Here is a 22545-nt window from a genome sequence, read left to right as displayed (position 1 = left end):
TTTTTTTATCGATCAAGCGGCAGTGCGGAGGAGCTTCAGCTTTGTCCAAGCTCCATCAGATGAGCGGCGATTTTGCGGCCGTGGAAGCGGCCGGTTTCGATGAATATTTCATTGGCCTCCCGGCGCGATGCGACAACGCCGGCCAGGTAAACTCCGGGGATATTGGTCTCCATGGTGCTGTCGTTAAAGGTGGGATAACCTTCAGGTTCGATGGTGACGCCAATGGAGCTCAGAAAGGCCCTGTCGGGATGAAAGCCGGTCATGGCTAGCACGAAGTCATTGGGCAGATACTCCAGCTGAGTTCCTGGAGGCCCCTCTATGGTGACCGTACGCTGTCCGACCTCAATGATACGGGAGGAAAAGCGCATGCCGATCCGTTCCTTGTTGACAAGGCTCTCAAAGGAGGGTCTTACCCAGGGCTTGATGCTGGGGGAGTATGCAGCTCCGCGGTATACGACGGTCACCTGTGCTCCGACTCTTTCAAGCTCCAGCGCAGCGTCAATGGCAGAGTTGCTGCCCCCGATAATAGCGACCCGCATGCCGGTATAGGGATGGGACTCGTGGAAGAAATGACTGACCTTATCCATTTCCTCGCCGGGAATGCCCAGACGATTGGGATGATCAAAGTAGCCGGTGGCTACAATAACGGTGCCGGCCCGGTAAACAATCGTTTCACCATAGCGGTCCATCGTTTGAAGCTCGAAGCCTCCACTCTCCAGCGCAGCAACGGTTTTCACTGTTTCATAAGCATGGATCCGCACCTGCCGGCGCAAAGAGACATTGCGGTAATAATTGAGCGCCTCCAGACGTGAAGGCTTCTCATTGGCTGTCGTAAAGGGGATATCGGCGATTTCCAGCAGCTCCGGGGAGCTGAAGAAATGCATGTTTATCGGATATTGCGTAATGGAGTGGACGACATTTCTTTTCTCGATAATAAGCGGCGCAAGCCCAATCGACTGCAGCTCTATGGCAGCGGCGAGACCGCATGGGCCTGCGCCGATAATAATCACTTGTTCTTCATTCATAAAAGTCGGTTGAGCCTCCCTGTGAATCGCAAACACGAGCAATCGGTGCCTTTTTGCGAATGATAGCATCATTTTAGCACAGGTTGAGGCTGGATACAGCCTCCGGGAGGGGGATGTTCACGATTACTTCGTATTCCGGGGGATGAACAGGCAATTAGCTCTGTGTACAGGCGGCTGAATGTTGTATAATAAGCTGAATTAGTAACCGAAGACAAGTGCAGAAGAGGTGATAGAATGCGACGGCGCTTTGTAATAGAAGCCGTAATGGTTGCCACATACGGGCAGCTGCTTGTACCCAGCAAGCCGGTCGATTTTGTCCTTCCTTATTCGACCATCATGGAGCTCTACGAAATGAAAGAAGGGACCGACCCGGTGATGGACGATCCCCAGGACGACGCTCATGTCAAAGAGAAAATAGGCGAGCTGATCCAGTTTTTCGAGGACCCCTTCAACCGCAAAAAAATCGAGCGTTCCCTGCAGATGCCCTGGCGTGAGAGCTCTCCGCTTCTTCTAAATGATATGATTCAGTTTACGGTCGTATATGCAGTGGATAATGCGCACTACGGAGAGATGTTTGACCCTATCGAGACGGAGCTGCTGCTTACTTCACTCAAGCTCAATGTGCCGCTGTTATCCGATCAGTTCGAATTCCAGGACCGGCTGATCGAAGCCGAGGTGCCTGTTCAAATGTATGATATCGAGGATTACGAATTTGCGGTGGAAGAGGGAATCTCAGCGGAAGACTGGGAAACGCACCGGGATATATAAAAAATTTATTTTGCAATAGCCTCTTGCGCAGCAGCTGGAAGAGATGATAAGATTTGGTTGTTCCAATAATAGGTAAACGACGAAAGGAGGGTGATGGCTATGAAATTCCTAATGTTTAACCAGCAGCTTAACTGGATAGGAAACTCGATCCATCGGCCCTCCTTTTTGCATGCCCTGTCACACGCAGCCTGAGCTTACAGCTCCTGCGTAACAATTGACTGGCGCTTACAAAGAGACTTTGAGCCACTATGGCTTGAAGTCTCTTTTTTATCGCCCGGAACATGACAAGGAATGTGAGATCGTCATTGGATGGATGAATTTATTATAGTCTGGGGCGGGTAACTGCTAGCGCCCAGGGAGAGGGACAAATGAAAATATGGCTTAGATTGACGAAGTATTTGCGGCCCAGTACCAAATGGATTGTATTGTCAATTTCGCTCATGATTTTAGCTACCTTAATTGATCTTGTGGCGCCTTGGCTGCTCAGGGAAATTTTCGATAAGGGCATCGACAAACGAAATGTGAATCTGATCCTGATGCTGACTCTGGCCCTTGCCGGAATCCAGGTGGTCAAGAGCGTAGGCAGCTTTGTACAGGGCCGCTCTCAGGAGCTTGTCGGGCAAAATGTGGTGTTTATGCTCAGGAAGGAGCTGTACACGCATCTGCAAAAATTATCGTTCAGCTATTACGACAAAGCTCAGACCGGACAGATTATGTCGCGAATGACCGGAGATATCGAAGCGGTCAAGAATTTCATTGGCTTCGGCTCCATGATGATGTTCGGCGGCCTGCTCACCTTTATCGGAACGATTATTTTCATGATGGCGATGCAGTGGCAGGTTACGCTGATCAGTATGGCCGCCATTCCGCTGCTGGTTCTCTCCCTCCTGCGGTTCAACAAGAAAGTCGGCCCGGCCTGGGGACAAATACGCGAGCAGATGGGGCGGCTTACCACAACTCTGCAGGAAAATATCTCCGGAATCCGGGTAGTGAAGGCCTTCGCCCGCGAGAATACGGAGAAAAACAAATTCGAATCGCGGAACGATCAGAATTTTGAGACGAATATGGAACGGGCAAAGCTCGAGGCCAAAGCGTTTCCGCTCATGGGCTTTTATGGCGGGGTAACATTCCTGCTTATGATTGTCGTCGGCGCGCTCTATATGGCCAACGATAAAATGACCCTTGGCACCTTTATGGCCTTTCAATGGTACACCTGGGGGATCATCTGGCCGCTTAATATGCTGGGCTGGCAGATCAACGTGATGCAGCAGGCGATAAAAGCGGCGCCCCGTGTTTTTGAAGTGCTGGATACCCCCGCCGATATCGACACGAACAAGGATGGCGGAGCGGATACGCAGGGGATAACCGGTAATGTGTCATTCGAAGCGGTATCCTTCCATTTTGCCGATCAGGACGCGGAGAAGGAAGCTGGTGTTCTAAACGACATATCGCTCAGCATCAATCAGGGAGAGGTGGTTGCGGTGCTTGGAGCCACGGGCTCCGGTAAAAGCAGCCTGATCGCGCTTATGTCGCGCTTCTACGATGTGAGCGGAGGAAGACTGCTGATCGACGGCATCGACGTCCGGGATTATGAGCTTGACGGGCTGCGCCGCAAAATCGGCATTGTGCCGCAGGAGACTTTCCTGTTCTCGGCCTCGATTCGCGACAATATCGCTTACGGTCTGCCCGAAGCTACCGGCGAACAGATTGAATGGGCGGCGCGCAAAGCGCAGATTCATGAATTTATCGAATCGATGCCGTTCGGGTATGACACTCTGATCGGGGAACGCGGCGTAGGACTCTCCGGCGGTCAGCGCCAGCGGGTCGCACTCGCCCGGGCAATCCTCATGGACCCTCCGATCCTGGTGCTGGATGAAGCGACAGCCAGTGTCGATACCGCAACGGAGTCGGCAATCCATGAGGCGCTGCTCGAAGTGATGAAGGGACGGACCACCTTTATTATTGCCCAGCGGCTGTCTTCGGTGAAGCGGGCCGACCGCATCATCGTGCTGGATAAGGGGCGGATTGTGGAGCAGGGCACCCATAAGGAATTGTATGAACGGGGCGGTTTTTTCCGCGGGTTGTTCGAAATGCAGGAAGTGGCTTCCGTTAGCTCATAATTCAGAAGGGCAGCATAGACGATGCAGCATTTACGCGGTTATTTATATTTTATGATATTAATAATTAATGCCATTATTTATAGTTTGGGGTGAGCGCATGAGTCAGGTGGAATGGGATTCCGACGAGCTGGAGGAAAAGCCCTTTAATCGTCAGTACATGAAGCGGTTAATCAAATATTTGCTGCCCTACAAAAGAATTTTGAGCATTGTTGTCCTGATCGTGCTGGTTAATATGGCACTCAGCCTGGCGGAGCCGCTTCTGCTTGGATATTTGATCGATGAAGGAATTCTGAAGAAGGACTTCACGATTATTTATTGGATTGGCGGGGTCCTGCTGGGAATCCGGCTGCTGGGCTGGCTGTTCGGGTATTTGGATACGCGCATGATAAACTTTACGGGGCAGCGCATTCTGTTCGATTTGCGCCAGCAGCTGTTTAATCATCTGCAGACGCTCTCCTTCCGTTTCTTCGACGGGAGGCCGGCCGGCAAGATCATGTCCCGGATTACCAATGATACGAATGCCATTGGCGAGCTGATTAACGGCGGTCTGATCACGATGGTAATGGAGTTTACGCATTTGATCGGCATTGTCGCCATCCTGCTGTGGATGGACTGGAAGCTGGCTTTGCTTTCTTTTATCACAATGCCGCTATTGTATCTGATTATCGTCGTTCTGCAGCCGAAAATCGAAGGCTCCTGGTCGCGCTCGCGCAAGACGATGTCGGCTATAAACGGCAATCTCAACGAGACGATTCAAGGGATCCGCGTCATTCAGGCCTTCTCCAGGCAGAAGGAGAACAACCGCCGCTTCGACAAGCTCAACGGCAACAACAAGCAGGCTTTCATGCGTGCGATTACGCTGGAATCCACCGTATGGCCGTCTGTGGAGATGATCGGCATGATCGGTACCTGCATCGTCATCTGGTTTGGCGCCAGAGAGGTGATGAACGATGCGCTGACGCTCGGGTTTCTGATGGCCTTCATCAATTACTTGTGGCGCTTCTGGGGGCCGCTCAGCGCGCTGTCCAAGGTATACAGCCAGGTGCTCTCCGCTATGGCATCGGCTGAGCGGATCTTCGAGATATTGGATACGGACCCCGAGGTAGCGGATCGGACGAACGCGAAGCCGATGAAACCGATCCGCGGCGAGGTCGTTTTCGAGAATGTGGGGTTCCGCTACGGGGACGACAAGCCTCAGGTGCTTCGCGATGTCAATTTGCGGATTAAACCGGGCCAGCGGGTTGCGCTTGTTGGGCCGACAGGAGCAGGGAAGAGCACAATTGTGAATCTGCTGATGCGGTTTTATGATACGACAGAAGGCCGGATTCTCATCGATGGCGAGGATGTGAAGGGCGTTACGCTGGATTCATTGCGCAGACAGATGGGCATTGTGCTGCAGGATTCATTTATTTTCTCCGGTACGATTGAGGAGAATTTGCGCTACGGCAATGAGGACGCTTCCGATGAAGCGCTGCGCAGAGCCGCGGAAAATGTGCGCATTGACCGGTTCGTCTCGCAGTTCGCGGATGGCTATCAAACGCAGGTCGAGGAGCGGGGCTCCAAGCTGTCGGTCGGCCAGCGCCAGCTGCTGGCATTCGGCCGCGTCCTGCTGTCCGACCCGCGAATTCTCATCCTGGATGAAGCGACCTCCAGCGTCGATACAGAAACCGAGCAGCACATTCAGGCCGCCCTGCAGACCGTGCTGGAAGGGAGAACCGCCTTCATTATCGCTCACCGGCTGTCGACGATCCGGGATGCCGATCTCATTCTGGTCGTGCAGAATGGAACCATATCGGAGCAGGGCACGCACGAGGAATTGATTGCGGCCGGCGGTTTGTACCGCAAGCTCTATACCACCCAGTTCGATATGCAGCAGTCGCTGGCGATGCAGACAGGTGCGTAGGAGCATCCGGCATGTTAACGATATAAACGCCCCCGGCGCATATTCTGATGGAGATATCATCGGAAGAGCGGCGGGGGCATTTTGTATACAGCAGCAGCAACGTTCGTTTGAATTAAGATCATACTTCCTGCCGCTAGTGCGGATCATTGTCTGTATTTGCGATGCAGGCATGTATCCAGGTAGATTCAATGAATTATCCTATTCCGGGTCAGGTCATTGACGGCTTGGCTTCCATCAGCCGCTGCAGCTTCAGCTCCGTATTCGACTCGGGAACAGGTGTATAAATGCTGCAGCGCAAATCGGAACTTCCATGCACCTGCAGGGAGGTCAGATGAAACAGCATTTTTCCCGCCTTGGCATGCCTGAATTCAATCAGTACCTCGGGCGCTGAGCTCACCTGGCTTTGCGCCCATAAACGTTCGAAATCGGGATGCAGCACTTTCATCTCGGTAAGAAACCGCTCGTACCACTCATCCTCGACATATTGGCCGTAATAGGCCCGAAAGATAGCCAGAAAGCCGCTGACAAAATGCTCCCAGTTGACAGCAAGCCTCCGGAATTCCTTCCTTGCAAATAAAAGCTGAATCATATTCCGCTTATCGAACGGAATTTTCTCAAAATCCAGAAAAACATGCGAAGCCGCTTCATTCCAGCCTACAATCTGGCAGCGTCTGTCGGAAATAATGGAGGGGCAGCTGCGCAGCTCCTGCAAAATCCGGGTCAAGGAAGGGCTGATCTCCGGCCGTTCTTCTTTCATCACGCTGAAGCTTGGACTTGCGTCCAGGGCCAGGGCGTACAAATATTTATGCTCATCGACGGTGAGCTGCAGAGCGGCTGCCACACAATCCAGAACGGTAGCGGATACGGTAATGTCACGCCCCTGCTCCAGCCAGGTATACCAGGTAGGGCTGACGCCTGCGAGCTGGGCGACCTCCTCCCGCCTGAGCCCTGGCGTTCTCCGGCGTGTTCCGACGGGAAGCCCGACAGACTGGGGAAGAATTTTGGCTCGCTGCGTTTTTAGGAAAGCCGATAAGGCTTCAAGTCTTGCTTGCCGGTTCATGGCAGCCTCCATTTTAAATATAAGTTTATACTGGTAGTGATTATACTATAATAAAGAGCAACTTGTAATAGGATAAAGTTTGTGACAATATACAAGCTAGCAGGAAGTCAATGCCAGAAAGAGGTGTCCGAAATGGAAATGGAACAAGTAGTCATAACCGGAATGGGATTAATATCGCCGCTGGGAAACGATGTCAACACCTTTTGGGGACGGATGAAGCAGGGGCAATCGGGCATTACGCTTATCGATACATTTGATGTGAGCAGACATAAATCCAAAATCGCCGGACTGGTCCGTGATTTTGATGCGGACGGCCGGTTCGGGCGCAAAGAGGCGCGCCGTATGGACCGCTTTTGCCAATTTGCGTTAGCGGCGGCGGAGCAGGCTGTTGAGGATGCCGGCATCAAGCTGGATGCGGTCGATCTGGAGCGGATGGGCGTCTATGTCGGTTCAGGCATTGGCGGAATCCAGACGCTGCTTGATCAGGATCATGTCCTTCAGGGCCGCGGACCCGAACGGGTCAGCCCGACCTTGGTGCCGATGATGATTGCCAATATGGCAGCGGCGATGATCAGCATCAAGTTTGGCGCAGTCGGTCCGACGCTTTGCCCCGTTACGGCATGCTCGGTGGGGAATACGGCAATAGGCGAGGCAGCGCGTCTCATCCGCACAGGAGGAGCGGATATCGTCATTGCCGGTGGAGCGGAAGCGGCAATAACGGATATTTCGCTCGCGAGCTTCGGCAATGCTACAGCCGTATCGACGCGCAATGATGAACCGGTGCGGGCAAGCAGACCCTTCGACTCGGGCCGTGACGGCTTCGTTATGGCGGAGGGTGCAGGGATCGTGATCATGGAATCGCTCTCCCATGCCCTCCGTAGAGAGGCGCGCATCTACGCTGAGGTCATCGGTTATGGCGCAAGCTCCGACGCTTACCACATGGTAGCTACGCATCCCGAAGGTCTGGGTGCTTACCGGGCCATGAGAATAGCGCTGCAGGATGCGGGCATCGCTCCGGGCGAGGTGGATGTAATCAGCGCTCATGCGACGAGCACGGAGCTTGGGGACCTTTCGGAGACGAGAGCCATTAAGAAGTTATTCGGAGAGGACGCTTACCGTATTCCGGTTACGGCGAACAAATCCATGGTAGGCCATATGCTGGGGGCAGCAGGCGGAGTCGAGGCGATAGCCTTGATCAAGAGCCTGCAGGAGAACATTATCCCGCCTACGATTAACCTCGAGCAGCAGGATCCGGAATGCGATCTGGACTATGTTCCGCAAACGGCACGCGAGGCAAAACTGACGATCGGATTGTCCAACTCCTTCGGATTCGGCGGTCATAATGCGGTTATTGCTCTGAAAAAATACGAGTAAGCTTCGCGGGCACAAGGTGTACAGCTGTGGAATACGCGGAAAAACAAGCACGCTATTGCAATTGCTTTGACTGCTTTGTTATAATGGCAAACAATAACCGTATACGTAGATCAGGCCGATGAAGAGAATCCAACTCGGAGGCGCTGCGAACGGAATCTGTGCGGCATTGTTGCTGCAAGCGTCCTTAAGTAGTCCGGAGACCGCACCGTTACCTGCGGATCAAGAGAGTCGTGTGCATCAGGCGCCGGCTAATTTGGGTGGCACCGCGAGCGCGCTCCTCGTCCCATATATGGGATGGAGGGGCGCGTTTATTATATTTTGCGAGAGGATGTGCTGCCCATGTTGGACATTCGCACGATTCGGGAACAGGTTCGGAAGGTGCAGGAGACGGCGAAGCTTAAAGGGATCAAGCTGGATGTTGCGAAATTGCTGGAAGCAGATGAAGCAAGAAGAAGGCTGATGACGGAGATGGAGGGGCTCCGCGCAGAGCGGAACGTCCGCTCCAAGGAGGTGCCGAGGCTGCTGAAGGATAACCGGATAGCGGACGCTGAAGCTCAGAAGGTTGCCGTCGCAGCGCTGCTTCAGCGGTTGAAGGAAGGAGAGGCGCAGCTGCGGATCATCGATGCCGAATACGAACGGCTTATGCTGGATGTGCCTAATTTTGTTTCACCGGAAACGCCTGTCGGCCTTAGCGATCAAGATAATGTGGAGGTGCGCCGGACAGGCGAGATACCGGTGTTTCCTTTTACGCCATTGAGCCATGTCGAGCTTGGCCATCTGCATCAAATGATCGATTCGGAGCGGGGGGTGAAGATCGGCGGCGCGCGTCAGGTGGTGCTCAAAAATGCCGGGCTGCTGCTTCATCGGGCCGTTCAGCAGCTGGCGCTTGATCTTTTGCAGGAAGAGGGGTTTGAGCTGTTCGACGTCCCTGTGATGGTGAAAGAGGAAACCTTGGTCTCGTCGGGATTTTTCCCCGGAAACCGGGATCAGACCTACAGCATCGATGGAGAGGACAAATGGCTGGCGGGAACGGCGGAGGTGCCGCTTATTTCGCTGTTCAGCGGGGAAGTGATTGACCTTGCCGAACCAAGGCTCCTTGCGGCCTGCAGCCCCTGCTTCCGCAAGGAAGTGGGATCGGCCGGACGCGACGTGCATGGTCTATATCGCGTGCATCAATTTGCCAAAGTGGAGCAGGTGGTCATCTGCCGTGCCGAGCTTGAACTCGCCGAGCAGATGCTGCGTCTCATCACATCGCATGCGGAGAAGCTGCTCCGTCTGCTTGCCCTTCCCTACCGCGTGGTCGCCGTCTGCACCGGGGATCTGTCGCAGAAAAACTACAAGCAATTTGACATCGAAACCTGGATGCCCAGCCGGAACGGTTATGGCGAGACGCATTCTGCATCGCTGCTGCTTGATTTTCAGGCCAGACGCTCGCGCATCCGCTACCGGGATGAACAGGGCAATCTGCAGTTTGCCTACACGCTCAACAATACGATGGTGGCCAGCCCGAGAATATTGATTCCACTCCTTGAAAATCATCAGCAGGAGGACGGTACCATAGTCATCCCTGAAGCGCTTCGGCCCTATATGAAGGGAATTGACAAGCTGTTGATCACCGGTTAAAGCTATGGATGAAGAGGGCGCGACACCCATTTGGGCGAAGCCCCTCTTCTTTAATTTGATGGAGAGTGCAAGTATTTCTGGCATGCCTCTTTCACTTAGATTATGGGAAGAATTAGGCTCCGCTGTCATTCACGATACGCTTTGCATCTTATTCCCGGAAGGACTTTAGTCCGATCGGCATGAACGAAGGAGCGGGAATGTGTTATAGTGAAGAAAGTACTTGCGGATACGAAGCTGCGGAAATAGTCAGATTTATGAACATGGATTTTATGGTTCTGAGCATGTTTTCTTTAAAGGGGGCGATCGGTTTATGGGAGAGTTTATTTCGGATGGAATTGACTGGTTGCTTGAGGTCACGTCACTGGATGGCTATGGTATCCTGCTCGTTACGTTACCGCTGGCTGTCATTCAGGGGCTGCTTGGTTTTTTTCCTTTTACAACGCTTATTTTGCTTTATATTTCCGCGCTTGGATTGGAAGCGGGGCTGGTCATGAGCTGGCTGACAGGAACATTTGCATCCGTTGTGATTTTTTATTTGTTCCGTTATTTCATTTCCGGATGGGTGGACCGCAAGCTGTCGAAGCGGATACAGCGTTATGAGAAGTGGCAGAATTCCTTCCAGCGTTATGGAATCTGGGCGATTATTTTTTTGCGGACGCTGCCGATCATGCCTAATAACCTGATATCTTTTATGTCCTCTGTTTCAAGAATAGGCTCTGTTTCTTATATTTGGTCTTCGCTATTAGGGAATTTATCCCATATATGGCTGTTTGGTATAATCAGCTCTACGATATTGATGCCCGGCACGGATATCAAATGGCTGACCATTACGTATATCATTTTCTGCCTGGTCCTGTTGATCCTGTTTGCCATCGTTCAATACAGAACCAAACGGAAAGAGAGCCATACATTGGTCAATTCCGGCGTCAGTCCGATCCAGGGAGAGAAAAATTTGCCTCTGTAAGGATCTGTAATGTGGCATAATAGAGCATACCACCTTTTGGAGAGAAGAGAGGAGCACCTTCGACTATGAGTATTGAAGCCATTCATCAATTAGCGGATCGTATCCGCAACAACGTCAGCCAGGTTATTATCGGCAAAGAAGAGATTATTGACAAAATGCTGATCGCCATCATTGCATCCGGACACGTCCTTCTCGAGGATGTGCCCGGCACCGGTAAAACGCTGCTCGCGAAAGCGCTTGCCAAATCCATTGCCTGCTCGTTCAAACGGATCCAGTTCACGCCGGATTTACTGCCCTCCGATTTGAGCGGGATCCATTTCTATAATCAGAAGCTTTCCGAGTTTGAATTTAGGCCAGGCCCCTTGTTTACCAATATCGTGCTGGCTGATGAAATCAACCGGGCAACGCCGCGGACGCAGTCGAGCCTGCTGGAATGTATGGAAGAGCGCCAGGTGAGCATTGACGGGACGACTCATGTGTTGGAGCGCCCTTTTCTCGTCATCGCCACACAAAATCCAATCGAGCAGCAGGGGACATTTCCGCTGCCCGAGGCTCAGCTGGACCGTTTTCTGTTCAAGGTCAAAATGGGATATCCGTCCTCGGAGGAAGGGATCGATATCATGAAACGGTTCATGTCGGGCAACCCGCTTGAGCTGTTGAAACCGATTGCAAGCACGGCCGATATTCAGGAAGCACAAAATGCCTATACGTCTGTTCGGGTCAGCGAGGACATGCTCCGCTATATGATGGCCATTGTCGAAGCAACCAGAACACATGCGGATTCGGCGCTTGGCGTCAGTCCGCGGGGCAGTCAGGCGCTGCTGAAGGCCAGCCAGGTTTATGCGGCATTGAAAGGCAGAGATTATGTGATGCCCGATGATGTAAAGGCTATGGCTATTCCGGTGCTTGCTCACCGGATCGCACTTCGGAGCGCGCAGCGGCTTCGTCCCGAAGCAGCGGAGAAGCTGGTCGAATCGCTCCTGCAGACGGTTGCGGTCCCGTCGGATACGCCGCTTATGACACGGGCATAGGTCGGTCCACAGTGGGAGGTGCAAGCGATGGGTATACATTGGTTTATTTTAAGCGCTGCTGCAGTTATTCTAATACAGGGCTGGATCTTCCGCCGGTTTGGGATGAAACGGCTGAGCTATGCGAGGGAATTTAGTGTAAAAAGCTGCTTTGAAGGTGACAAGATTGAGATGATTGAGCGTCTGGAGAACCGCAAATGGCTCCCGGTCCCGTGGATGCGGGTGGAATCGATTCTACATACGGGGTTGAAGTTTGAAAATATTTTTAATTTTGATGTAAGCAATGGACAATTCTATCAGAACCACAAGAGCTTGTTCAGCCTGATGGGGAATAAGCAGCTGACCCGCCGCCATCCTGTGCAGTGCGTGCAGAGAGGCTGCTACCGGCTGACAAGCGCATCCATCACATTCGGGGATCTGTTCGGATTATTCAGGTCGTGGAAGTCCGTAACCCTGCAGGAGGAGCTGATCGTCTATCCCATGCCGGCGGACCGCTCGCTGATCCAGCTGCCCTCGCGCAGCTGGCAGGGCGATATTTCGGTACGCCGCTGGATTGTCGAGGATCCATTCTATGTGACAGGCGTCCGCGACTATCAGGCCGGCGATTCGCTGAAGTCCATTAACTGGAATGCGACTGCGCGGTCAAGCAAGATGCAGGTGCACAGAAGGGATTTTACCGCCGATTACAGGCTCATGGTGCTGCTCAATGTGGAAGACCATGCGGATATGTGGGAGATCGTGAATAATACGGCGCTTATCGAGCAGGGAATCAGGCTGGCAGCCGCGCTTGTCCAATACGCCACCGAGCAGGGACTTGAGACGGGTTTTGCCACTAACGGCCATGATTTAGACATACCCGGGCTGCCCGTGATAACGGAGATGAGCAGCGGCAGCGAGCATCTGCTGTATATGCTTGAGCGGATGGCGAAGCTTGCTATTGCCAGCGTTACGCCCTTCTATCTGCTTATCGACAAGCTTGAGGAGCAAATGGACGAGCGGTGCGATGTGGTGATTGTGTCGGCTTTCATGAGCGACAAGATCGAGCTTGCGGTCGAGCGGCTGCTCAGCCGCGGGCATGGTGTCGAGTGGCTGCCGCTCGCAATACAGGCAGGTGATGCAGCGTGACGGGGAACATTCGCGACAGCTCCAGAGTACTGCTGCAGGGCGCGGTTGAGCTTCTGCTTTTCCTGCCGGTGGCTTTTCTCATTCAGGCCTTCCTGCTGGGCAATGAAGCGGGCTGGCTATGGCTTATTCTGGCTTTGCTCGGTTATCCGGCAGGACTTCTCATTAATCGTCTCTTTACCTTCAAGCATCCTTTCATGATCACGTTGGTCGGCATTGTGATAGGCTGCGCCTGCAGCGCGCTCTTGTTTGGTGTCACAAAGACAGGAGCGCTCAGCGCGGTCGTCTTGTCGGCCAGTCTTTCAAGGGGCGGGCTGATGGCAGTCTCCATGCGGCTATTCAGGCTGCAGGCCCGTCATTACATCATCGGGATCTTTGTTTATTTTTTTGTCTCGTTGTTTTTTGGCCGGGCGGAGGCGTTCCAGTCTTATAAAATTCCGCTGATCGTCTTCGGTCTTGCTGTCTTGATGCTGACGCTGTTTGCTTCCAACAGCAGCTATGTCAATGACGAGTCATTATCCGGAAGCGATCGTCCATCCGTCGAGCCAACGGTACGCAAACAGAACCGTATGCTTGTTGGCATCATAGCGGCCATCGCAGTGCTGATTGTATTTACGTATCAGATCCAGGCCGCACTTACCGCGTTGTGGAATGCTTTCAGGAATTGGCTTCAGCAGCTGTTTGCCGGAGGCGGGACAGAGAATGCACCTCCGCCACAGGCGGAGCCTCCAGCCGCGCCGCCGGCACTGCCGCAGGGAGACGCGAAAACTCTGCCTCCCTGGGTTGATTATATAATGTACGGCATTGTCGCGCTGGTCGGACTCTTTGTCTTGTATCTGCTTCTGCGAAAGCTCCGTCATTTGCCGGAATGGTTAAAGAAGCTTCGGGAGCAGATGCTGAAGCTCTTCGGCCGGGAAAAGATAAATATGGCTCAAGGCTATGTCGATGAGGTGGCAAGTATTCCCAAGACAGGCCGCCTTGGCGGATTTTTTCGCAGCAAATCGAAGGAACCGCGCATTCGCTACAGGGATCTTCAGGATAATGAGTCCCGGCTGCGCTATCTGTACCGGCAAAGGCTTGGAAGGCAGATAAAGGCTGGCTATTCCTTCAAGCCCTTCCTGACGCCGCTGGAAACGGACAATGAACTGCAGGAGCAGCGGGCAGGCAAGACTCCCTCCGAACCTCTGGCACAGCCATACAGCGAAGTCCGTTACGGCGGCAAAAGGATTACGGATCAGGAGCTGCAGCGTATCCTGGAGCGTGAGGATAAAGGCGGACGGTAAGCTGACCTCATACATAAATATCCATTAGGCGGGACACCTTAAATGTGGACGTTAAGACCAACAGGAGGGTTCGCATCTATGGATAATCAAGGTCAGCAAGGCCAACAGGGAATGTACAACCAGCAGGGTCAACCAGGGCAGCAGAACAATAGTCAGCAGCTTAGCTATCAGCAGTTTCAGGAGCAGGTTCAGCGTCAGCAGGAGCAGGAGAGAATCCTGGCCCAGCAGGCACTCCGCAACGTAGGTCTGGACGGGCGCTCGCAGCAGGTCAATCAGGTTGTGCTCGAGCTGCAAAGCATTGGCCGTGAGCTGCAGCTTGCCGAGAATCAGCTGCAGATGCAAATGGACGCCCAGAAGCGCCAAATCCAAAATATTCACCAGCAGCTGCAGCAGGCTGAGCAACTGGTGCAGCGCACGATGTCCAATCTAGATGCTTCTTCCCAACAATCAGGAACGCAGCAATTTCAATAAAAGCTTTAAGACGAAGCTTGAAGGACCGACAGCCCTTTATACATATGTTGTGGAGCGCTAGAAAGAGCATTCCGCAGCATGTTGTATGGAGGGTTTTTTTGCGGAATTTTTGACAAGAGCAGCAGTTAATATATACTGTTTATATACGATATATACAGAAGATGCGAGGTGAATACATGAATCTCTCCGTATCCTTAACGTCCGGAGATCCGATATACCTGCAAATCAAGGAGCAAATCAAGAAACAAATAATAACCGGACTATTGAAGGAGGGAGAGCTGCTGCCGTCCATCCGCAGTCTTGCCCAAACGCTGAAGATCAGCGTCATCACAACAAAACGCGCCTATGACGAGCTTGAGCAGGAGGGTCTGGTCACATCCGTATCGGGCAAGGGCACCTTTGTATCGGAGAAGAATAAGCAGTCCATCAGGGAAGTGAAATACCGGCAGCTGGAGGAGAAAGTAAAAGCAGTGATTGCGGAAGGCCGGAGCCTGGGCTTGAAACAAGCGGAAATCCTGCAATTATTCGAAATTTTTTATGGGGAGGAGAGTGAAGCATGACGGCGGTTGAATTCAGGCAGTTCTCCAAAAGAAATGGGGATTTTGGCATAAGCGAATTAAGCTTTCATGTGGAGACCGGTTATATTACGGGACTTATTGGGCCTAACGGGGCGGGGAAGACCACTCTGATCCGCTCGATGATGAACCTTGTCCGTCCGGATCAAGGCGAGGTAAGAATGTTTGGTTTAATGTACAAGGAGCATGAACGGGAAATAAAACGCAAAATCGGTTTTGTATATGATGAGGACTTTTTCTATAATCACTTGAAGGTACATGAAATGAAGAAAATCGCGGCGGCCTTTTACCCGACCTGGAACGATGCTCTTTTCCACCGCTATATGCAGCAGTTCGGCATTCCCGAGGGCAGAAAAGTGCGCGAGCTGTCCAAAGGAATGCGGACCAAATTCGCCTTGGCGGTCGCCTTGTCCCATGAACCGGAGCTGCTCATTATGGATGAGCCCACTTCAGGCCTGGATCCTGTTTTTCGCAGAGAGGTGCTCGGTCTGTTGAGTGAGTATATCGGGGACGGCAAACGCTCGGTACTGTTCTCGACCCATATCAGCTCGGATCTGGAACGGATTGCCGACTATATTGTTTATGTTCAGGGCGGGAAGCTGCAGTTCAGCGGCGCGAAAGAGGATTTGCTCGATTGCTATGTGCTGGTCAAAGGGCCGCTTGAGCTGCTGCACTCCGAAAAGCTGGACGTTATCGGTTTACAGAAAAACGCTCTTGGTTTTGAAGGCTTATTGGCCAAGGGACGTTATTGTACCGATTTCATGCTCCAAAATCATTGTATGGTGGAGCAGCCTTCTCTGGATGATATCATGGTTTATACGCGGGAGGTGCGGTAGTCATGGTTCAGCTTCTTGTAAAGGATCTGAGAATCCAGAAGCCGTTTTTGATTCTTGGTTTTATTTTTATCGGCATAGTCTTTTTTGCTCTAGGGGCTTTTAAAGGGCTGCCGCTCTCTGTGCCCGCAGCTATCTTCAGCCATTTTCTGATCGTGGTGTCCAGCAAAATGACGAGCGGAATCATAACGGACGAATGCTGGCTTCATTTCCTCTGCGGAGATTTGACATTGTGACTTCCAAGTATGCGGGCATATTTATGTTTATGCTCTTAGCTTTCCTGCTGACATGCTTTTGGCGGATAGCCGCTTCGCTCCTGCTGCCGGAAGGGGAATTGCCCTGGTTCAGCCTGCAGTCGACGATTTTGACCATTGGCGCTCTTTTGATCTTCTACTCGATCTATTTTCCGCTTTTCTTTGCCTTTGGCTCACGCATCGTGCAGACGCTTGATCTTATTGTCCTATTCACAACAGGCTGAGTTGTGATCATTACACTGAGGGTGCTGGAATGGTCCGGGATCAACCTGGGATTCCGTATATCCGGACTGCTCACCGGTGACACACTGGCATCCGTGATCTGGCTTGCCGCCGGATGCATGGCCTTGATGCTGCTCTCCTGGCTGGTATCCCTGTTTATTTATGACCGCAGAAATATTTGACGGTAATTTAAGAAGGCTCCTGTAAAGGCGCTAATCACAATTTATCTCTGGAAGGAGATGATTCAATTCATGACAAAGCCGGATCACCTGGAAAAATGGCGGCAAACCATAATCGGCGTGCACCGGGATGCAGGGATTAACTGGCTCGGGCAGCTTGATTCGCTTATACGAGACTGTGAGAAGCGGTGGGAGATTACGATCCATCAGCCTTTTCTGGATTTATCTTATAACTATGTAGCTCCTGCTACGGCGAAGGAAGGAATGAAGCTGATTGTCAAGCTAGGTGTGCCTCACGCTGAAGGTTTATGCGAGATTGAGGCGCTTCGGTATTATAACGGAAGAGGTATGGTGAACCTGATCGATTCCAGCGCTTCCGAAGGTGTGCTTCTGCTGGAGGATCTGCGGCCCGGTCACGTTCTGTCCAGTGTGCTGTCAGAGGAGAAAGCGACGGAGATTGCGGCTGAGGTGATGCGGAAGCTGTGGACGGCGGAGCCGGCAAGCGATCCGTTCCCGTTTCCCGCTCTGGCAGATTGGGCCAAGGGACTTGAGCGCCTGCGCAGCCAATATGACGGGGGCACCGGGCCGCTTCCGGACCGGTCTGTCGCAAGGGCGGAAGCGCTCTACCCGCAGCTGCTGTCCAGCATGAAGGAAACAAGAGTGCTGCACGGAGATTTGCATCATGGGAACATTCTCTCCGCAGAGCGGGAGCCATGGCTCGCCATCGATCCAAAGGGATTGATCGGGGAGTCCGAATTCGAAGTGATTGCTTACTTGCGCAATCATCTGATGAAGCATGACAAGCCAGGGCAGGTGCTGGAGAGGCGCATTGATCAGCTTGCCAGTCATCTGAAACTGGACCGTGAGCGGATGATCTCATGGGGAGTATGCCATTGTGTGCTTTCTGCCTGGTGGTCTGTAGAGGATGGCCAGGACGATTGGCATGAAGTCATGGCATGCGGAGAGCTGTTCAACGGTTTATTGAAATGAAATCAGGAGCTAACGCCGGTCGAGCCACATCATCGACCGGCATTCACGTAGTTAGCCCGGTAGCTTGACGGATTTCTTATAAAGCGGATAAAACCATTTGACCCCGCTCGGGGTCAAGGTGTCCGCAAGCAGATGGGAGAGGTAGCCGGCAGTTGCGACCATCGTAATGCCTTCCAGCTGCAGCTGCGCTTCCAGCCCGCGGCTGATCGCTCCCCAGATCAACACCGCCCATAACGTGTGGGTCATCCCCCTATGCTTCAGCCATGGAACCCAGGCCACGAACAAACCAAAGCCCATAAGCCAGTTCATCTCATAGCGAATGCCCGCATAGAGCAGTCCGCCGCCGATTATGCTTACCATGGCATTGCGGATCACGCCTTCCTTGGTCATGAAGCCAAGCAGGAACAAAATTATGGATGCCACGGCTAATTCCGGATGCATCTGGTCATACATGAAATACATATAGGCGAGCCCTCCTGCCAGCAGGATGCTGCCCCATAATACATAGCTTCGAAGCAGCCTGGACGCCTTCCCGAGCTTGCTGCTTAGCATGCTTGTCCCGTCGAGATCCGCACTGAGGGCGGAGAAGGCGGCGACAGCCAGATAAATCGCGGCATTCTTGAATGTAAAAGGATAATAAGCGGCTGCGGCTGCGCCAATGGCGACGCCGATGGTAAGATGGGTGGTTCCTTTCATAATACCTCCTGTGTCTAATGTGTAGGATAAGATAGAAGGCAAACGTATGTTTGCCTGTTTATTATACATGCTTTTTCCATTACGTCAAACCCCGCGCAGCCATTTCATTCAAGGTTGTTTTTATGGGCAAGCCATGTGATAATTATCTATTGCGCGGCATTATGATATTTTGCTTATGGAGGATAACAGACTGTGGAACGATACCCTTTTGAATATGACCCGTCCCGCTCTTCCTTCGCTCAGCAGGCAGGCGAATGGATCGCGGATGTGTTTTATGATATATTGCCGGAGCACGGCTTTGAAGTCAGAGATGAACAGATTTATATGGCCTTTCAATTAGAGCGCGCTTTTGCCGACAAGAAGACGATTTTTGCGGAAGCTGGAGTCGGTACGGGAAAGACGCTTGTTTATCTCCTTTATACGGTATGCTATGCGCGTTACATGCGAAAGCCGGCCGTGATCGCCTGTGCCGATGAGTCGCTTATTGAGCAGCTGGTGAAGCCGGAAGGCGATATTGCCAAGCTGGTTGAGCATCTGGGGCTTGCGATCGATGCGAGACTTGGCAAGTCTCCGGATCAGTATCTGTGCCTGATCAAGCTTGAGCATGCCAGAGTAGGAGATGATGAAGCGGGATTGTTCGAGGACATCACCAAGGAGCTCCCGACATTTGTCCAGACGCCTGCGGCTATGCAGACCTTTCATTCCTATGGAGACCGCAAGGATTATCCGACACTTAGTGATGAGCAGTGGAACAAGATCAATTGGGATTCCTTCCAGGATTGCTTTATTTGCGAGAAAAGGCACCGCTGCGGCCAGACGCTTTCCCGCGATCATTACCGCCGTTCACAGGATCTGATTATTTGCTCCCATGATTATTATATGGAGCATGTGTGGACTTACGAAGGCCGCAAACGCGAAGGACAGCTGCCGCTGCTGCCCGATCATTGCGCGGTTGTTTTTGACGAGGGGCATCTGCTGGAGTCAGCCAGCCAGAAGGCGCTCAGCTACAAGATCAAGCATGATGTGTTCGAAGAATTGATTATCCGGCTGCTGCAGAATGAAATCCGGGAATCGCTTGCACTGCTGATCGACGATGCGATTCTTCAGAGCGAGAGAATGTTCGCCGCGCTGCAGCGCAAAAGTCTGGTCATCCCCGGCTCGGACCGCAAGCAGATTCTGCTGGATGACGCTTTGCTGCATGAAGTGAACCAGTTCAGGGGGCTGCTCGCCTCGATCGAGGATGAACTGGTTTTCGAAGGCGAGCTATTCGTATTGAACCATTATCAGCTGCGCATTGTGGAGGAGCATCTGGAGATGATGCAGAAGGCGTTGGCGCTCTTTTTCATCTCGGATTCCCTGATCTGCTGGCTCACCGAGGGCAAAGACGGCCCGACGCTGTCCATCATGCCCAGAACGGTAAAGGAAGTGCTCAAGGAGCATGTGTTCGACTCGCATATGCCGATCATCTTCTCCTCGGCTACCTTGTCGGTTGACGGTTCCTTCGATTACGTGGCGGACAGCCTGGGCATTCAGCAGTATTTGTCCTTCTCGGCGGCATCGCCCTATGATTATGCATCCCATATGAAGGCATTCGCACCTTCATGGACCTTTGGCGGCCGATTCGAAGAGAAGATGGCTGCGGCTGTTCATCTGTTGAAGCGGACCGAAGGCAGGGCCTTGATTTTATTCCCGTCCAGAGAAGAGCTGAAGCAGTTCAAAGAGGAGATCGCCACTTATCCGGAAGTGTTCGGCATGACCTTTCTGTTTGAAGGGGATGGCGAAATCAGCCGGCTGATTGACCTCTTCCAGAATGATGAAGCAAGCATTCTGTGTGCGGTCAGCTTATGGGAGGGGCTTGATGTGCCGGGCCCATCCTTGTCCAATGTGATTATTTGGGCGCTGCCTTTTCCTCCTCAGGATCCGGTCTTCATGGCCAAGCGCGGCAGCGCGAAGGACCCCTTTCACGAGGTGGATCTGCCCTATATGCTGCTTCGCCTGAGACAGGGGATCGGACGCTTGATCCGAACGAGCTCGGATACCGGCATCGTCTCCATTCTGTATGAAGAAGCATCCGGCTCTCACCAGCTTAGACCGTATATCGAGTCCGTCATGCCCGAAGGCATTCGCCTGGAAGAGCTGATCCTTTAAAACATGCCGTTGCGTGGTTGATCTTCTGACAGCCCAGTTCCTGATGATTCAGGGATTAAGGGCTGTTTTTGTGTTACATAAGTTAACATAACTATTGAAAAATTATCGAAATGGGATTATCATGTTAAGTAATATAACATTAACGAAAAGCTGAATCTCCTTTTTCAAACCCATCTCCGTTTACCTTGTCCTAACATCCGGATTACACCGTTTTTCCTGCCGCTTTCGCTAATTACAGTAAGACTTCCGCAGTCCGAAAAGATCTTTGGAGGAGGTTTGCTGCATGGATAACTATTCCGTCCTTGAGACAATTGTTCATCGTGACGAACCTGCCGTGATGGCTACGTTGATTGGCGTGAAGGGTCATGCCTATCGAAAGGCAGGCGCGTCCATGATTCTCTGGCAGGATGGACGTACGACAGGCAGCCTCAGTCCCGGCTGTCTGGAATCCGATCTTAAAGAAAGGGTTCATGACCTGCTTGCAGCCGGCAGCTGTGAAATCATCGACTATAACTTGAATGCCGGCGAAGATGCGGTATGGGGCGGGAGCGTCGGCTGCGGCGGATCCGTCCGGGTTCTGCTTGAACCGGTTCTTGCCAAGCTGCGAGGCATAATGGCGGCGATCTATGCCAGAGTGCAGAGCGGAGGCAATGTCTGCCTGAGGCGGAGATTCAGCGGGGACGCGCTGATGTATCGTTTGCCTGGAATACCCGAAGACGGCGCAGCAATTCCATTCAGGTCCGGTATTCCGGAGAGCGCTGAACCATTCTTCGATGCCGTGTTCAAGCGGCCTCCGCGAGTCATCATATTCGGTGCTGGCGATGATTCCATTCCTATGGTTCATTTGATCCGAAAAATCGGCTTCCGCGTTGTTGTTGCGGATTGGCGGGCCGGATTGTGCACGGAGGAACGATTTCAGGACGTACAATTTGCTTCGGGAAATCCGGAGTCTATTATAGAAAAGCTGCATCCGGGCAGCGGTGATTATGCCGTGATATGCAGCCACCAGCTTCAGCGCGACCGGGAAATGCTGGAGCTGCTGCTGCCGCACCGGCTGCGATATGTGGGAATACTCGGTTCCCGGGCCAGGATACATCAATTAAGTGAAGGATTGGCCATCACATCCAATGTGCATTCGCCTGTAGGTTTGGCTATCGGCGCCGAAGGGCCGGAGGAAATCGCAGTCAGCATTGCCGCCGAAATTATCGCGGTCAAGGCAGGATACGACATAACAGTCAAGAAAGGGGCTGCTCGCAATCAGAGTCGCAGGGTTGTATTTGGCAGCTGGTTCCAGCAAAAGAATGGGAGAGACGAAGCTGTCGCTAGAGCTGTCTCCCGGAATAACACTCGGTAGCCGGGCACTTCGTGAAATGCGTCAGTGCGGGCTCGATTCATTGACGGTGGTTGTCCGTCCGGAGGATCCGCTGCTTTGGTTATATGACCGGAAGGATTACAGGAGTCCGCTTGCCAAATACCGGATTGTCGCATGCAAGGATGCTCATTTGGGCATGTCGCATTCCATCCGCGACGGGCTTGCTGCGCTGCTGTCCGAAGAGCCGGATGCTATTGTTGTCGCGCTGGCGGATCAGCCGTTCATTACCGCCGCATTATTGAAAAGACTGATTTCCGTATTTGCGAAAAATCCGGATGCCGATTATGTGGCGGGGGGAATGGGAGTATCGGCGGCAGCCCCGCCTGCGGTGCTGGGGCGGTCATTGTTTCCGGTTCTGGAGAAGCTGACCGGCGATGCCGGAGCCAGGCATATTTTTCAATCGCCGGAATACCGCGGGATCATCGTCCCGCATACGGCGGGATGGGCATTTATGGATGTGGATACGCCGGAGGAGCTGGCAAGAGCGAGAAATATCTGGTCGGAGCTGCAAATAAAAGTGAAATAATCTGATGTT

At 52.6% G+C, this 22545-nt stretch carries 22 protein-coding genes; 19 read left to right on the top strand and 3 right to left on the bottom strand.

Annotated elements, in window-relative coordinates:
• Positions 1-35 precede the first annotated feature (35 nt).
• The gene (locus AC0YNV_RS25515) at positions 36-1025 is read right to left on the bottom strand and encodes a YpdA family putative bacillithiol disulfide reductase (RefSeq protein WP_475770546.1); all 990 of its coding nucleotides are present in this window, start codon (positions 1023-1025) and stop codon (positions 36-38) included.
• A 234-nt stretch (positions 1026-1259) separates the two neighbouring features.
• On the opposite strand from AC0YNV_RS25515, the gene AC0YNV_RS25510 reads away from it, so the two are divergent.
• From AC0YNV_RS25510 to AC0YNV_RS25500, 3 genes are all read left to right on the top strand, one after another.
• Positions 1260-1793, top strand: coding sequence for an ADP-heptose synthase (locus AC0YNV_RS25510; RefSeq protein ID WP_475770545.1), 534 nt, complete (start codon positions 1260-1262; stop codon positions 1791-1793).
• A 368-nt stretch (positions 1794-2161) separates the two neighbouring features.
• Positions 2162-3913 (top strand): ABC transporter ATP-binding protein, encoded by a 1752-nt coding sequence (locus AC0YNV_RS25505; protein WP_475770544.1) that lies wholly within the window; start codon positions 2162-2164, stop codon positions 3911-3913.
• A 97-nt stretch (positions 3914-4010) separates the two neighbouring features.
• The gene (locus tag AC0YNV_RS25500; protein WP_475770543.1) at positions 4011-5816 is read left to right on the top strand and encodes an ABC transporter ATP-binding protein; all 1806 of its coding nucleotides are present in this window, start codon (positions 4011-4013) and stop codon (positions 5814-5816) included.
• Positions 5817-6024: 208 nt separating this feature from the next.
• Here the strand turns inward: AC0YNV_RS25500 and AC0YNV_RS25495 are convergent, their stop codons facing one another.
• Positions 6025-6876, bottom strand: coding sequence for a helix-turn-helix transcriptional regulator (locus tag AC0YNV_RS25495; protein ID WP_475770542.1), 852 nt, complete (start codon positions 6874-6876; stop codon positions 6025-6027).
• 138 nt (positions 6877-7014) lie between these two features.
• On the opposite strand from AC0YNV_RS25495, the gene fabF reads away from it, so the two are divergent.
• The 13 genes from fabF (at position 7015) to AC0YNV_RS25430 (ending at position 17794) form a co-directional block, all read left to right on the top strand.
• The gene (gene fabF, locus AC0YNV_RS25490; RefSeq protein WP_475770656.1) at positions 7015-8250 is read left to right on the top strand and encodes a beta-ketoacyl-ACP synthase II; all 1236 of its coding nucleotides are present in this window, start codon (positions 7015-7017) and stop codon (positions 8248-8250) included.
• A 339-nt stretch (positions 8251-8589) separates the two neighbouring features.
• Positions 8590-9873 (top strand): serine--tRNA ligase, encoded by a 1284-nt coding sequence (gene serS, locus AC0YNV_RS25485; protein ID WP_475770541.1) that lies wholly within the window; start codon positions 8590-8592, stop codon positions 9871-9873.
• A gap of 310 nt (positions 9874-10183) precedes the next feature.
• Entirely contained in the window at positions 10184-10837 is a 654-nt protein-coding gene (locus AC0YNV_RS25480; RefSeq protein ID WP_210040651.1) for a TVP38/TMEM64 family protein, read from the top strand.
• Between the two features lie 65 nt (positions 10838-10902).
• On the top strand, positions 10903-11868 hold the full coding sequence (locus tag AC0YNV_RS25475) for an AAA family ATPase (protein WP_475770540.1): 966 nt from the start codon (positions 10903-10905) through the stop codon (positions 11866-11868).
• A 27-nt stretch (positions 11869-11895) separates the two neighbouring features.
• Entirely contained in the window at positions 11896-12990 is a 1095-nt protein-coding gene (locus AC0YNV_RS25470) for a DUF58 domain-containing protein (RefSeq protein ID WP_475770539.1), read from the top strand.
• Entirely contained in the window at positions 12987-14270 is a 1284-nt protein-coding gene (locus AC0YNV_RS25465) for a hypothetical protein (RefSeq protein WP_475770538.1), read from the top strand. The genes AC0YNV_RS25470 and AC0YNV_RS25465 overlap by 4 nt, the downstream gene beginning before the upstream one ends.
• Before the next feature lie 78 nt (positions 14271-14348).
• Entirely contained in the window at positions 14349-14741 is a 393-nt protein-coding gene (locus AC0YNV_RS25460; RefSeq protein WP_210040655.1) for a hypothetical protein, read from the top strand.
• A gap of 176 nt (positions 14742-14917) precedes the next feature.
• Entirely contained in the window at positions 14918-15301 is a 384-nt protein-coding gene (locus tag AC0YNV_RS25455) for a GntR family transcriptional regulator (RefSeq protein ID WP_210040656.1), read from the top strand.
• Positions 15298-16152: an ABC transporter ATP-binding protein gene (locus tag AC0YNV_RS25450; protein WP_475770537.1), complete on the top strand. Its 855-nt coding sequence runs from the start codon at positions 15298-15300 to the stop codon at positions 16150-16152. Before AC0YNV_RS25455 ends, AC0YNV_RS25450 begins: the two co-directional genes overlap by 4 nt.
• Before the next feature lie 2 nt (positions 16153-16154).
• Positions 16155-16385: a hypothetical protein gene (locus AC0YNV_RS25445; protein WP_475770536.1), complete on the top strand. Its 231-nt coding sequence runs from the start codon at positions 16155-16157 to the stop codon at positions 16383-16385.
• A complete protein-coding gene (locus AC0YNV_RS25440) occupies positions 16346-16627 on the top strand; it encodes an ABC-2 transporter permease (protein ID WP_475770535.1) in 282 nt (93 codons plus the stop codon). Before AC0YNV_RS25445 ends, AC0YNV_RS25440 begins: the two co-directional genes overlap by 40 nt.
• 3 nt (positions 16628-16630) lie before the next feature.
• A complete protein-coding gene (locus AC0YNV_RS25435; protein ID WP_475770534.1) occupies positions 16631-16807 on the top strand; it encodes a hypothetical protein in 177 nt (58 codons plus the stop codon).
• A gap of 69 nt (positions 16808-16876) precedes the next feature.
• Positions 16877-17794: an aminoglycoside phosphotransferase family protein gene (locus tag AC0YNV_RS25430; RefSeq protein ID WP_475770533.1), complete on the top strand. Its 918-nt coding sequence runs from the start codon at positions 16877-16879 to the stop codon at positions 17792-17794.
• A 51-nt stretch (positions 17795-17845) separates the two neighbouring features.
• On the opposite strand, the gene AC0YNV_RS25425 is transcribed toward AC0YNV_RS25430, so the two are convergent.
• Entirely contained in the window at positions 17846-18490 is a 645-nt protein-coding gene (locus AC0YNV_RS25425; protein ID WP_475770532.1) for a metal-dependent hydrolase, read from the bottom strand.
• Between the two features lie 192 nt (positions 18491-18682).
• Here AC0YNV_RS25425 and AC0YNV_RS25420 point away from each other — a divergent pair, with 192 nt between their 5' ends.
• The 3 genes from AC0YNV_RS25420 (at position 18683) to AC0YNV_RS25410 (ending at position 22536) form a co-directional block, all read left to right on the top strand.
• Positions 18683-20638, top strand: coding sequence for an ATP-dependent DNA helicase (locus tag AC0YNV_RS25420; RefSeq protein WP_475770531.1), 1956 nt, complete (start codon positions 18683-18685; stop codon positions 20636-20638).
• A gap of 283 nt (positions 20639-20921) precedes the next feature.
• Positions 20922-21992 carry an XdhC family protein gene (locus AC0YNV_RS25415; RefSeq protein ID WP_475770530.1) on the top strand — a complete coding sequence of 357 codons (1071 nt, stop codon included), beginning with the start codon at positions 20922-20924 and terminating at the stop codon, positions 21990-21992.
• Positions 21940-22536, top strand: a complete 597-nt coding sequence (locus AC0YNV_RS25410) for a nucleotidyltransferase family protein (RefSeq protein WP_475770529.1) — start codon at positions 21940-21942, stop codon at positions 22534-22536. Before AC0YNV_RS25415 ends, AC0YNV_RS25410 begins: the two co-directional genes overlap by 53 nt.
• Positions 22537-22545: the final 9 nt, after the last annotated feature.

It is taken from the genome of Paenibacillus sp. JT31N11 (assembly GCF_056269285.1).
Note: the sequence above shows the minus strand (reverse complement) of the source record. Positions and strands in the feature narration are given on the sequence as shown.